This window comes from Streptomyces sp. NPDC059002 (assembly GCF_042740435.1).
In the GTDB taxonomy this organism is placed as follows: Bacteria; Actinomycetota; Actinomycetes; order Streptomycetales; family Streptomycetaceae; genus Streptomyces.
The window spans coordinates 1-11,941 of record NZ_JBHYJI010000027.1 but is presented as its reverse complement, the minus strand read 5'-3'; the positions used below and the strand labels follow the sequence as shown (position 1 = coordinate 11,941).

General features: G+C 72.9%; 12 protein-coding genes. 9 read left to right on the top strand and 3 right to left on the bottom strand.

All coding sequences use genetic code 11. The features are described 5' to 3' along the window. The first annotated feature begins 130 nt into the window (after positions 1–130). The 4 genes from ACFWZ2_RS23770 (at position 131) to ACFWZ2_RS23755 (ending at position 4,310) form a co-directional block, all read left to right on the top strand. Entirely contained in the window at positions 131–1,024 is an 894-nt protein-coding gene (locus ACFWZ2_RS23770) for an MEDS domain-containing protein (protein WP_384548746.1), read from the top strand. After that, entirely contained in the window at positions 1,021–1,980 is a 960-nt protein-coding gene (locus ACFWZ2_RS23765; RefSeq protein ID WP_384548744.1) for an anti-sigma factor RsbA family regulatory protein, read from the top strand. Before ACFWZ2_RS23770 ends, ACFWZ2_RS23765 begins: the two co-directional genes overlap by 4 nt. A 79-nt stretch (positions 1,981–2,059) precedes the next feature. Then, positions 2,060–3,262 (top strand): carboxylesterase family protein, encoded by a 1,203-nt coding sequence (locus ACFWZ2_RS23760; protein WP_384548742.1) that lies wholly within the window; start codon positions 2,060–2,062, stop codon positions 3,260–3,262. A gap of 91 nt (positions 3,263–3,353) precedes the next feature. Further along, on the top strand, positions 3,354–4,310 hold the full coding sequence (locus ACFWZ2_RS23755; protein WP_384548741.1) for a tellurite resistance/C4-dicarboxylate transporter family protein: 957 nt from the start codon (positions 3,354–3,356) through the stop codon (positions 4,308–4,310). Between the two features lie 7 nt (positions 4,311–4,317). On the opposite strand, the gene ACFWZ2_RS23750 is transcribed toward ACFWZ2_RS23755, so the two are convergent. From ACFWZ2_RS23750 to ACFWZ2_RS23740, 3 genes are all read right to left on the bottom strand, one after another. Next, positions 4,318–5,196: a family 16 glycosylhydrolase gene (locus tag ACFWZ2_RS23750; protein WP_384548739.1), complete on the bottom strand. Its 879-nt coding sequence runs from the start codon at positions 5,194–5,196 to the stop codon at positions 4,318–4,320. 164 nt (positions 5,197–5,360) lie between these two features. Continuing rightward, positions 5,361–6,740: a VWA domain-containing protein gene (locus ACFWZ2_RS23745; protein WP_384548738.1), complete on the bottom strand. Its 1,380-nt coding sequence runs from the start codon at positions 6,738–6,740 to the stop codon at positions 5,361–5,363. After that, entirely contained in the window at positions 6,737–7,606 is an 870-nt protein-coding gene (locus ACFWZ2_RS23740; protein WP_384548736.1) for an AAA family ATPase, read from the bottom strand. The genes ACFWZ2_RS23745 and ACFWZ2_RS23740 overlap by 4 nt, the downstream gene beginning before the upstream one ends. Before the next feature lie 160 nt (positions 7,607–7,766). On the opposite strand from ACFWZ2_RS23740, the gene ACFWZ2_RS23735 reads away from it, so the two are divergent. The 5 genes from ACFWZ2_RS23735 to ACFWZ2_RS23715 all read left to right on the top strand — a co-directional run bounded on the left by ACFWZ2_RS23735 (position 7,767) and on the right by ACFWZ2_RS23715 (position 11,902). Then, positions 7,767–8,264, top strand: coding sequence for a winged helix-turn-helix transcriptional regulator (locus ACFWZ2_RS23735; RefSeq protein WP_384548734.1), 498 nt, complete (start codon positions 7,767–7,769; stop codon positions 8,262–8,264). Between the two features lie 105 nt (positions 8,265–8,369). Beyond that, positions 8,370–8,906 (top strand): SRPBCC family protein, encoded by a 537-nt coding sequence (locus tag ACFWZ2_RS23730; RefSeq protein WP_384548732.1) that lies wholly within the window; start codon positions 8,370–8,372, stop codon positions 8,904–8,906. Next, positions 8,906–9,964, top strand: coding sequence for an LLM class flavin-dependent oxidoreductase (locus ACFWZ2_RS23725; RefSeq protein ID WP_384548730.1), 1,059 nt, complete (start codon positions 8,906–8,908; stop codon positions 9,962–9,964). Before ACFWZ2_RS23730 ends, ACFWZ2_RS23725 begins: the two co-directional genes overlap by 1 nt. A 139-nt stretch (positions 9,965–10,103) precedes the next feature. Next, complete coding sequence (locus ACFWZ2_RS23720) at positions 10,104–11,243, top strand: 12-oxophytodienoate reductase (RefSeq protein WP_384548728.1); 1,140 nt, start codon at positions 10,104–10,106, stop codon at positions 11,241–11,243. 101 nt (positions 11,244–11,344) lie between these two features. After that, positions 11,345–11,902, top strand: a complete 558-nt coding sequence (locus ACFWZ2_RS23715; protein ID WP_384548727.1) for a CGNR zinc finger domain-containing protein — start codon at positions 11,345–11,347, stop codon at positions 11,900–11,902. The last annotated feature ends 39 nt before the right edge of the window (positions 11,903–11,941 follow it).

Below are 11,941 nucleotides of genomic sequence, written 5' to 3'. Positions count from 1 at the left end.
CCCCTAGTTGTGCACGTGACGCAGATCACCATAGCCCGTTCCGGCAGGCCGCTCCGATGCGTAACGTGTAGTCGTCCAGCCACGTCCGGTAGCGGCGCGGCATGTGTCGTACGGAGAGAGGTGCATAAGGATGGACACCGCTCCGGCCATGCTGGCCGTGGGGCAGATGCGGCCGGGGGACCATCTCCTCCTCGGCTACGGCACGGACGAGGAGCGCGAGACGGTGCTCGCCGCGTTCCTCCTCGACGGCCTCGCCAACGGCCACCGCGGCCTGCTCCTGACGGCGTCCGACGCACCGCCCCGTGAACTCCTCGGCTTCCTGCGGAGCCCGGGCTGCGACGTCGCGGAGGAACTGGCCGCGAGCAGGCTGAAGGTGAACTCCCGGCTCGGTACGGCCGGTGGCCTGTGGGATCTCGACGAGGTGGTGCGCCGCGAGGCCGAACAGGCGGTGGCCGACGGCTTCCTGGGGCTGCGGGTCGCCCTGGAGGTCCCGCCGGACCAGGACGCGGGCACCCCCAAGGGCCTGTGCGACACGGAGCGGCTGCTCGACCCCGTCTTCCAGGCGCTGCCCGTGCTCGGCCTGTGCCAGTACGACCGCCGGGCCTTCGACCGGCACGAACTGGCCCCGCTCGACGCCCTGCACCACGGCAGGGCCGTCGCCGACCACGTCTGGCAGGACGAACTCCTGCGCATCACCCGGACGTTCACGCCTCCCGGGCTCGCGCTGCGCGGCGAGGTGGACGACAGCAACATCACGGCGGTCGCCCGCGCCCTGCGCGGCGAGGCCGAGCGGGCCGCCGACCGCTCGGCCGCACCCCACCGCACCCGGCTCGACCTGCGCGAACTGACCTTCATCGATGTGTGCGCGCTGCGCCTGCTCGTCTTCACCGGACTCGGCCTGTACGCGATGGGGGGCGGCCTCGTCCTGGACGGCGTCGCCCCGCATGTGCGCCGGGTGATGCGTGTCACCGGCTGGGACCGCATTCCCGGCCTGGACATGGGAAGGGAGGGCGGGGAATCATGACGCGCACCGGCTTCGTCCATCAGGCGCTGTGCTACGACTCGGACGAGGAATTCCTCGCCGGGACACTGGACTTCGTCCGTGACGGCCTCGCGGCGGGCGACGCGGTCCTCGCGGTCGTGAGCCGGGGCAACATCGGCCTGCTCAGGGACGCCCTCGGCGGCGCGGAGAAGGAGGTCGACTACGTCGACGCCCTCGACTGGTACGGCTACCCCTCGCGCACCCTGGGCCGCTACCACGACTACTGCACGGAGCGCGCGCGGGGCGGCGCCCGCCGCGTCCGCGCCGTCGGCGAACCGGTGTGGACGGGGCGCACGCCCTTCGAGACGCAGGAGTGGGTCCGCTACGAATCCCTGGTGAACGTGGCGTTCGCGGACTCCGGGCACTGGATCCTGTGCCCGTACGACACCCGCACGGTGCCCGCCGACGTGCTCGCCGGGATCCGGCGCACCCATCCGGAACTCGCCTTCGGCTCCGACGGGCAGCGCTCCAGCGGCGGCTACGCGGATCCCGCGGACTTCGTCGCCGAATGCGACGCGCTCGGCGGCGACCCCGTGCCGCCGCCGGGCTCCGTCCGTGAAGTCCCCTTCGCCCGGGGCGAGTCGGTGGCGGCGCGCCTCGCGGCCGCCGAGTTCGCGCGGCGCGGCGGCCTGACCGAGGACCGTGCGCGCGACATGGCCGCCGCCGTCCACGAGGTGGTGGTCAACGCCGTCCGCTTCGGCGGCGGTCGAGGCGTGCTGCGCCTGTGGCGCGACGCCGACTGGGTGGTCTGCGAGGTCGCCGACACCGGCGGCGCGGCCACCGTCTCCGCCGAGGACGCGGGCTTCCTCGGGCACGTACCACCGGACCCCTGCGCCGCCACGGGCCATGGGCTGTGGGTCGTACGGCAGTTGTGCGATCTGGTCACCGAGCGGCTCGATGTCCGAGGGGCGGTCGTGCGGATGTACTTCCGCCGCTGAGCGCTTGTCCCGCGGGTGCCGGAGATGATGTCCTCCGGAGGAGGCGTATGTGCCTACTCGTCATGGAGGGTGCAGTCGTATGACCGAACCGATTCGGACCGGACCGATCCGCTACGCCACGGCGGAACGCTTCGCCCGGCCACGCCCGGTGCCCGCGGGGGACACCCGCCCGTCGACCGGTGAGATCTGCCCCCAACTGCCCTCGCGCCTGGATCCGTTGATGGGAGCACCGCACGACATCCACCCCCAGGGCGAGGACTGCCTGAACCTCTCCATCGCCACACCGGGGCGCGACGCGGGGGCCCGGCCGGTGCTCGTGTGGTTCCACGGCGGCGGCTTCAGCAGCGGCGCGGGCCTCATGGACTGGTACGACGGCGGCGCCCTCGCCGCCCAGGGCGACGTGGTCGTCGTCTCCGTCAACTACCGCCTCGGCGCACTCGGTTACCTCTGCCTCGACGGTGTCAGCGAGGGCAACCTCGGCCTGTGCGACCAGGTGGAGGCGCTGCGCTGGGTGAGCACGCACATCGCGGACCACGGCGGCGACCCCGGCAACGTCACGATCCTCGGCCAGTCCGCGGGCGGCATCTCCGTCCGGCTCCTGATGGAGCTGCCGGAAGCCCGCGGCCTGTTCCGCAGGGCCATCCTGCAGAGCACACCGCTCGGCCTCACCTCACGCCCCCGCAAGGACTCCCTCGACATCGGCCGCACCTTCGCCGCCGCACTCGGCACCGACCCGCGCACGGCCGATGTCCCCGAGCTGCTCGCCGCGCAGCGCGAGACGGCCCTCGCCAACCTGCGGCGCTCGGGCAGCCCGATGGAACCGGCGTTCATCCCGGTGGCCGGCACGGACCCGCTGCGCGGCCCGGACACGGCCTTCGACGAGAACGTCCGCGGCCTCGACGTCCTCTACGGCTGGAACGCCGACGACATGACGGCCTTCCCCGGCGAGGGCGACGACCCGGCCGAGCAAACCCGCCGCGTCTACGAGAAGCCCCTCGCCCAGTTCGGGGCCCGCCTGGCCCGGGCCGGAGCCCGCGCCCACACCTACCGCCTCGACTGGCGCCCCGCCGGATCCCCCTTCGGCGCCACGCACTGCCTCGAACTGCCCCTGCTCTTCGGCACCCGCGAGGCCTGGCGCGGCTCACCCATGCTGGGCGACGCCCCCTGGGAGGAGGTCGCCGCACTCGGCACGGCGACCCGGGAGACCTGGCTGACCTTCGCCCGCACGGGCACACCCTGCCCTGCCCCGGCCCCGCTGGTGATCGGCCCGGGCCCGATGTAGGGGGGCGGCCTGCCCCGATCGGCCCCTCCCCACCGGCGCCCGCACTCCCCAGCCCCGATCCTGGGCCCATGCCCCCCACTGCACCGCACCGATGACGCACGGGGCCCGCGCGGCCGCCTGGTGGGCGGAGCTGCCGCCCGCGGCCGGGTCCGCGGTGATGGCGACCGGGATCATCTCCGTCGGACTGCATCTCATCGGGCACGAGACGCTGTCGCGGGCGGCCCTGGCGCTCGCGGTCGCGGCCTGGCTGGGGCTCGCCGCGGACTTCACGGTGCGGCTCATCGGCCAGCGGTCCCGGTGGGAGGCGGAGGCGGACACCCCGCCCGCACTCACCGCAGTCGCCGCGACCTGCGTGCTGGGCACCCGCCTCGCACTCCTCGGCCTGGAGCCGCTCGCCTTCGTGCTGCTCGCCGTGGCGGCCGCGCTGTGGCTGGTGCTGCTCCCGGCCGTCGTACGGCACTGGGGGCGCCGCATGCCCGGAGCGGTCTTCCTTGTCTGCGTCGCCACCGAGGGCATCGCGGTGCTGTCCGGCAGCCTGGCCCTCACCGGCCCCACGGACTGGCTCTCGGCCGTCGCGCTGGGCTTCTTCTGCCTGGGCCTTCTCCTCTACGCCGCGGCCTTCGCCCGCTTCGACCCGACGAACGTGCGCACGGGGGCGGGGGACCAGTGGGTGGCGGGCGGCGCCCTGGCGATCTCGGCGCTCGCCGGCACCAAACTGATCGCCGCCCCCGCGTTCACCGGCGCCTTCCACGAGGCGCTGCGCGCGGTGACACTCCTCGTGCTCGCCCTCGACGTCGGCTGGTACGTCGTCCTCCTGTTCGCCGAGGCGCGCTGGCCGCGCCCGGCCTACGACGTCCGCCGCTGGGCCACCGTCTTCCCGATGGGCATGACGGCGGCCGCGACGCTCTCGGCGGGGAGCGCCGCGGACATCTCCTGGCTGACGGGCCCCGGCGAGGTGCTCGTGTGGGTCGCGGTGGCGGGCTGGCTGTACGTCTTCGTGGGGATGGCGGGCTCGGTCGCGGCGTTCCGGCGGCGGCGCGCCGACTGAGGGCGGACTACTGCCAGACGCGGATGTAGTCGACGTACATCGTGGAGTTCCAGTCGAAGACCTCGTCGTGCACCGAGCCGTCGGCCCAGTTGTCGAGGACCTCGTGCGAGAGGATCGGGAACTCCTTGACCTGGCTGATGAGGCGGGGGTCGGTGACCGTGCGGACGACGGTGCCGTCGTAGAGGAACTGCAGTTGTGTGGCCGTCCACTTGAGGCCGAACGTGTGGTACCAGGTGCTGTGCAGGCCCGGCGCGGCGGCGACCGTGGACGAGGACTGGTGGTCCGCGCCGTAGCCGTCCCAGTGCAGGGTCGCCGAGTACTTGTCGGCCTGGTAGTTGGTCTCCGTGATGTCGATCTCGGCGCCGTCCCGGGCCGTGCCGTCGACCGCGCCGCCCGGGGTGAGCCCCGCGTCGGCCTGCAGCCAGACGGCCGCCAGGTGCCCGTTGGTCTTCACCGGGGTGTGGACGCGGGCCTCCAGCGTGCCGTGGGTGTAGGTGAACTTGCCCTGGCTGTCGATGCGTCCGCCGGAGAACTCGTTCGGGGCGAGTTGTCCGACGTCGATGGCGAGCGCGCCCTTGTTGTCGGTGCGTACGTTGGCGGGCTTGTACCACCACCGGTCGCCGGGCGCGGCGCCGGACCGTTCCTGGTCGCGGGCCGTCCAGCGCGCCGTGCTGACCGTGGCGCCGTCGAACTCGTCGCTGAAGACCAGCGTTTGGGCGTCGGCGCCGAGCGGCCGGACATTCTGCGGCGTCGCGGGATCGACCAGGGACGGGCCGGGATCCGCCGTTCCGGCGGCGCGGGCGGGGACGGCCGCGGCCAGGGCGCAGGCGCAGAGCAGCCCGAGGGCCGCGCGACGGCGGACGCGGGCGGGGGATCGGTCGCGCATGGCGTCACCTCTCAGGGAAGCCGCTTCCACTGGATGGGGCGGGGATCCACGGGAAGGGGGAGGAGGGCGCGGCAGAAACCGCTTTCTCGACGGGTCATCGTGGAGGCGCCCTGACGGTACGTCAAGAGGGGCCGCGGAAACCGTTGTTGAGGGTGGGGCCGGGCTCAGACGGGCAGCAGGCGCGCGATCAGGGCACTGAGCTGGAGCGCGTTGCGGCACTCGTGCATCTCGACCAGCTCCGCATAGGCGTACGCCGCGGAGTCCCCGGTCGACCACTGGGCGCGCTGCTCCGGGTTGAGCCAGTACACCTGCCGGGCCCGTTCGGCGATGTGCCGCAGGGCGGGCAGGTTCGGGTCGCTCATGTTCGTACGGGCGTCGCCCAGGACGAACACCGTGGAGCGCGGGCCGACCGCGTCGAGGTACCGCTCGGCGAACTCGCCCAGCGAGGTGCCGTAGTCGCTGCTGCCGTGCCATCCCGTCACGGTGGCCTCGCCGAGGATGCGGCCGCCCAGGCCCGCGGGATCCGCCGCGCCGTGCGAGAGCAGGCCCGTCACCTCGTCGACACGGTTGACGAAGGCGAACACCCGCACCTTGCTGAACTGGTCGTGCAGCGCCTGGACCAGGAGCATCGTGAAGTTCGCGAAGCCCGCCACCGAACCGGACACGTCACAGAGCAGCACCAGCTCGGGGCGCGCGGGCCTGCGCCGCCGCAGCACGGGCCGCATGGGCACGCCGCCCGTCGAGAGCGAACCGCGCAGGGTCCGGCGCAGATCGATGGTTCCGTGCGCGGCCCGCCTGCGCCGCGCGGCAAGACGGGTCGCGAGCTTGCGCGCCAACGGGTGCACCGCCCTGCGCAGTTCGTCCAGATGGGCACGGCCCGCGAGGAGGAAGTCGACCCGCTCGGCGGTGGTGGCCACGATGCGCCGGGCGATGTCCTCCGTGCCGCGCCGCTCGGCGACCCGGCGCCGCGCCTCGGTACGCACCCGCTCCCGGAACCCCTCGATGCGGCGCCGGATCTCGTCGGCCTCCAGGCGCTCGGTGAACGCGCCCTCGTCGGCCGAGCCCGCACGGATGGCGGCGAGGACGCGCGCGAGCAGCGTCTCGGGCCGCACCCGGTCCAGGGTCTGCTGCGACGACCAGCCGTCCGAGCCCGACGACGAGCCGTACCCGCCGAAGCCGTCCACCGCCTCGGCGGCCAACTGCCCCATGAGCGCCGCGTCGTCGGCGACGAGCGCCTCGACGAGCCGGTCGCGCAGCGCGTCGCGGTCGCTGCCGCGCCCGGCCGGTGCCCGGTGCGTGTCCGAACCGTCGGGGCCGCCGACGCCGAGCGGAAAGAACAGATCGAAGACCGGGTCGAAGACCACCCGCTGGCTCTCCTGGTGGAGCAGCGCCGCGGCGAGGCCCTCACGCACCCGCTCCCGGTCGGCGAGGCCCAGCGCCCGGAGCGCGGCCGCGGCGTCGACGGTCTCCCCGGTGCCGATGCGGATGCCGTGCGAACGCAGCGCGTGGACCAGGCCCGTGACCCGGTCGGGGAGCGCCGTCACACGGCGTCCAGGTCCAGCTTGGCGGCCGCCTTCAGGACGTCGTCCTGGTGCTTGAGGACGACCCCGAGGCTCTCGCGTACGACCGTCTCGTCGAGGGTGTCGGCGCCGAGCGCGAGCAGCGTCCGCGCCCAGTCGATCGTCTCGGCGACCGACGGCACCTTCCTGAGGTCCATCGCGCGCAGCGCGCCGACCATCCGCACCACCGAAGCGGCGAGCGCCTCGTCGAGTCCTGGCACCTTCATCCGGACGATCCGGCGCTCCAACTCCTCGTCGGGGAAACCGATGTGCAGGAACAGGCAGCGGCGGCGCAGCGCCTCGGACAGCTCGCGGCTCGCGTTGGACGTCAGGACGACGAAGGGCCGGCGCTCCGCGCTGATGGTGCCGAGCTCGGGAACCGTCACCTGGAAGTCGCTGAGCACTTCCAGGAGCAGGCCCTCGACCTCGACGTCGGCCTTGTCGGTCTCGTCGATCAGGAGGACCTTCGCCTCCGCGCCGCGGATCGCGGTCAGGAGCGGCCGCGAGAGCAGGAACTCCTCGCTGAAGATGTCCGTGCGCGTCTCGTCCCACGACTCGTCGCGCCCCGCGGTGATGCGCAGGAGCTGCTTGGCGTGGTTCCACTCGTAGAGCGCGCGGGACTCGTCGACGCCCTCGTAGCACTGGAGCCGGACCAGGCGCGCGCCCGCCACCTCGGCGACGGCCTTCGCCAGCTCGGTCTTGCCGACGCCGGCGGGGCCCTCCACGAGCAGCGGCTTGCCGAGCCGGTCGGCCAGGAAGACGGTGGTGGCGACCGAGGGCGAGGCCAGATACCCGGTCTCGGCGAGTCGGGCCGCGACGTCGTCGACGGACGTGAAGTACCCGGTCGTCATGGGGGAGTTCTCCTGGTTCCTCGGGCTCGTGCGGCCTTCGTACCCGATCAGGTCCCGGCCCCGGCCACAACACCCGGGCGCCGTTTGCGTCGAACGTCACGTGCCGGGACCCCGTCCCCGACTGCTGGGTCTCATGGTGAGACCTTCGTATGCTTGCGCCATGAGGCGTACTTCCTTCGCGAACTGGCCGTGCTCCATCGCCCGCACGATGGACCTGCTCGGCGACTGGTGGACGCCCCTGGTGCTGCGGGAGGCGTTCTACGGCATCAAGCGGTTCGACGCGTTCCAGCAGGAGCTGGGGATCGCCCGCAACACCCTCACGGACCGGCTGCGCCGCCTGGTGGATGAGGGGCTCCTGGAGAAGCGGCCCTACCAGCACGAACCGGTGCGCCACGACTATGTGCTCACGGAGAAGGGCCGGGACTTCTTCGGCGTCCTCGCGGCCATGAACAGCTGGGGCGACCGCTGGCTGAGCGGCGACGAGGGCGCGCCGGTGGTGTTCCACCACGACACCTGCGGCCACGAGAGCAGCGCCGAAGTCGTGTGCGCCCGCTGCAAGGAGCCGATGACGGCGGCGAACACGCGCCCGCGCCTTGGCCCCGGCTATCCGCCCCGCCTCGCCGAACGCCCGGACGTGCGGGCGCGGTTCGGCGACTGATCCACCGCGACACCCTTCGGCGTACGCCGGTGTCGGCCGACCCTTGACGAGTGAGTTCATCTACGCAACTCTCAAGCTCAGCGACCACATGGAGGGCAGTCGACGATGGAGTGGACGGGTGCGCGGTATGCGGATGGTCCGACGGTCGAGGTGCGCGGGCGGATCGCCGCCTCGCCCGAGCGGGTGTGGGAACTGGTCAGCGACATCGGGCTGATGCCCGCGCTGAGCACGGAGTTGCAGTCGGTGGACTGGCTGGACGGCGCGTCCGGTCCGGTGCGGGGCGCCCGGTTCACCGGCCGGAGCAGGCACGCGTCCCTGGGGGAGTGGGAGACCACGTCGTACGTCGTCGAATGCGAGGCGCCCCGGGTGTTCGCCTGGGCGGTGTCCGACCCCGAACAACCCAGCGCCGTATGGCGGTTCAGCCTCGCCGCGCGCGACGACGGCGGCACCGACCTCACGCAGTGGATGCGGATGGGGCCCGGCCGCTCGGGCCTCTCCCATGCGATCGACCGGATGCCGGACAAGGAGCAGAAGATCGTGTTCGTGCGCCTGCGGGAGTTCGAGCGGAGCATGACCGCCACGGTCGACGCCATCAAGAGCCTGGCCGAGGGCGGACGGATGCCGCGGAAGGGAGACGCGTGATGCGCACGTCGACGACCATCGAGGCGTCCGGCGCGAACTGGCGGGAGACCGTCGACTTCGTCACCGAGGCCGAGCGGCTCGGCATGGACATCTGCTGGGTGGCCGAGGCGTGGGGCTCCGAAGCCCCTTCCCCGCTGGGCTACTTGGCGGCCCGCACCGAACGTCTCCTCCTCGGCTCGGGGATCATCCAGCTCGCGACCCGCAGCCCCGTCGCCATCGCCCGGGCCGCCATCACGCTGTCGCAGATCTCCGAAGGGCGCTTCCTGCTGGGCCTCGGCCCCTCGGGCCCGCAGGTGATCGAAGGGCTGCACGGCGTGCCCTTCGCGCGCCCGCTCGCCCGCATGCGGGAGACCGTGGAGATCGTCCGCCAAGCGGTCGCGGGCGAGAAGATCGCTTACCAGGGGCGGGAGTTCACCGTCCCGCTGCCCGGCGGCGAGGCACGGCCCATGCGCCTGTCGATGCGCGCCGAGCACGACCTGCCCATCTATCTCGCCACCCTCTCGCCGAAGATGCTCCGGCTGACGGGTGAGGTCGCGGACGGCTGGCTGGGCACCAGCTTCGTACCGGAGGGCGCCGAGGAGGCGTACTTCGACCACCTGGACGCGGGCCTCGCGGCGGCCGGGCGCGGCCGCGCCGATCTCGACGTCTGTCAGGGCGCGGAAGTGGCGTTCGCCGACGACGAGGACGCGCTGCGGGCGATGGTCGCGGGCCGCAAGAAGGAACTCGCCTTCAGCCTCGGCGGGATGGGCTCCGCCACGACGAACTACTACAACAACGCCTACAGCAGACAGGGCTGGGCCGAGCGGGCCGCCGAGGTCCGCGAGCGCTGGCAGTCCGGCGACCGCGATGGCGCGGCGGGACTCGTCACCGACGAGATGGTCCTCGCGACCACGCTGATCGGCACCGAGGGCATGGTGCGCGACCGCCTGCGGGTCTGGCGCGACGCGGGCGTCGACACGGTCCGCCTCTATCCGGCGGGGGAGACGCTCGACGCGCGTCTGGCGACCTTGGGGAGGGCGATCGATCTGGTGCGGGGGGTGTCGGCGGAGGCGGGGTGAGGGGCGGGTGCATTGAGGTCGGGGGATGGGGGGTGCGTCACGTCGACAGAGGTTAAGTGGCTACACCTATTTCTATGACAGAGGTAAAAGGGTTACGCTTATTTCGTAGACCTCGTACTCAAGAACAGAGGAACCCGTCATGGCGACCCCCTCCACCGACGCCCGCACCGCGCAGCGCACCCGCACCCGTGCCGCGCGGCTGCTCGGCAGGCCCTTTTCTCTCGGCGATCTGACGCTGCGGAACCGGATCGCGATGGCCGCGGTGACCCGGCGCTTCTCGCCCGGCGGCGTGCCCGGCGAGGACGTCGCCGCCTACTACGCCCGGCGCGCGGCCGGAGGTGCGGGTCTGATCGTCACGGAGGGCACCTACATCGGGCGCGAGGCGGCCGCCGCCTACACCCGCGTGCCGCACTTCCACGGCGACGAGGCGCTGGCCGGCTGGGCGCGGGTGGCCGAACGCGTGCACGCCGCGGGCGGCAGGATCATGCCCCAGCTGTGGCACACCGGCGTGGCCCGCACCGAGGAGCCGCCCGGTGTCCCCGCCGAGGGCCCCTCGGGCATCGACCTGGACGGCCGTCCGCACGGCGGCGCCATGACGCTCGACGACATCGACGACGTCGTCCGCTCCTTCGCCGACGCCGCGGCGACGGCCGAGCGCATCGGCTTCGACGGCGTGGAACTGCACGGCGCCCACGGCTATTTGATCGACACCTTCCTGTGGCACGGCACCAACACCCGGTCCGACGCCTACGGCGGCGACTTCGCCTCGCGTGCCCGCTTCGCCGCCGAGATCGCCGCCGCGGTGCGGGCCGCGGTCTCGCCCGGATTCCCCGTACTCTTCCGCCTCTCGCAGTGGAAGACCGACCACTACGACGCGCGGCTCGTCGAACGGCCCGAGGAACTGGAGGAGTTGCTCACCCCGCTCGCCGAGGCGGGCGTGGACGCCTTCCACGCCTCCACGCGCCGCTACTGGCTGCCGGAGTTCGAGGGCAGCGACCTGAACCTCGCGGGCTGGGTGAAGAAGCTCACCGGCAAGCCCTCGATCACCGTGGGCTCGGTCGGCCTCACGCAGCAGTTCAACGGCGCGCCCGGACGCACACAGCAGTCCGGCGTCACCGGCATCGAACCGCTCCTCGACCGCCTGGAGCGTGACGAGTTCGACGTCGTCGCGGTCGCCCGCGCCATCGTCGCCGACCCCGAGTGGCCCGCCAAGGCGCTCACCGGCCGCCTCGACGAAGCGGTGCCGTACGACGCGTCGCGGCTCGACACCCTGGTGTGACGGCCCGACGGGCGCGCGGACGGGCGTGAAAGAGTGGACCGTCCCGTACGCGCCTCGGAGAGTGATTCACGATCCGTACGAACCCCGGAGAGTGATCCACGATGACCTGGTCCGCGACCGAGCGGTACCGCCTCGAGCCCGCTCCCGGTGGCCTGGCACTCGTCCAGGACCTGCTTAACACCGTCTCCGCGGGCACGCCCCCGCGCCCCGACCTCCTCGTCGACCCGGTCGACGCGCAGACCTGGGCGGACGAGGCCACTGCCGCGTGGGCGGCGGCCACGGGCCGGGCCGTGCCCACGGTGGTCATCGGCGCCGAGGGGCTGCGCGAGCTGCGCGCGTTCCGCGACGGCCTGGAGGAACCCGCCGCCGAGGCCGGGGCGGCGGCCGAACTGCGGCTGGGCGCGGACGGCGTCGTACGCCTGGAACCGCGCGGCGGCACAGGCCCGCACCTTCTCGTCGCCCTGATCCTCGCGGCGGTGTACGAGGCGCAGCGGGACGACACCAGGCGCCGCCTCAAGACCTGCCGCAACCCGGTCTGCCGTGTCGCCTTCTACGACCGCTCGCGGAACAACAGCGGCGTCTGGCACGACGTCAAGACCTGTGGGAACGCCGCGAACCTGCGGGCGTACCGGGCGCGGCAGCGCGGGCGCGACGCGTGAGGAGCGGGGCCGTGGGGAGGGGCGCGAGGAGATGACGCG

Coding starts and splice junctions, on each gene's coding strand:
- ACFWZ2_RS23770 (WP_384548746.1), top strand. CDS start 131: ATGGACACCGCTCCGGCCATGCTGGCCGTGGGGCAGATGCGGCCGGGG.
- ACFWZ2_RS23765 (WP_384548744.1), top strand. CDS start 1,021: ATGACGCGCACCGGCTTCGTCCATCAGGCGCTGTGCTACGACTCGGAC.
- ACFWZ2_RS23760 (WP_384548742.1), top strand. CDS start 2,060: ATGACCGAACCGATTCGGACCGGACCGATCCGCTACGCCACGGCGGAA.
- ACFWZ2_RS23755 (WP_384548741.1), top strand. CDS start 3,354: ATGACGCACGGGGCCCGCGCGGCCGCCTGGTGGGCGGAGCTGCCGCCC.
- ACFWZ2_RS23750 (WP_384548739.1), bottom strand. CDS start 5,196: ATGCGCGACCGATCCCCCGCCCGCGTCCGCCGTCGCGCGGCCCTCGGG.
- ACFWZ2_RS23740 (WP_384548736.1), bottom strand. CDS start 7,606: ATGACGACCGGGTACTTCACGTCCGTCGACGACGTCGCGGCCCGACTC.
- ACFWZ2_RS23735 (WP_384548734.1), top strand. CDS start 7,767: ATGAGGCGTACTTCCTTCGCGAACTGGCCGTGCTCCATCGCCCGCACG.
- ACFWZ2_RS23730 (WP_384548732.1), top strand. CDS start 8,370: ATGGAGTGGACGGGTGCGCGGTATGCGGATGGTCCGACGGTCGAGGTG.
- ACFWZ2_RS23725 (WP_384548730.1), top strand. CDS start 8,906: ATGCGCACGTCGACGACCATCGAGGCGTCCGGCGCGAACTGGCGGGAG.
- ACFWZ2_RS23720 (WP_384548728.1), top strand. CDS start 10,104: ATGGCGACCCCCTCCACCGACGCCCGCACCGCGCAGCGCACCCGCACC.
- ACFWZ2_RS23715 (WP_384548727.1), top strand. CDS start 11,345: ATGACCTGGTCCGCGACCGAGCGGTACCGCCTCGAGCCCGCTCCCGGT.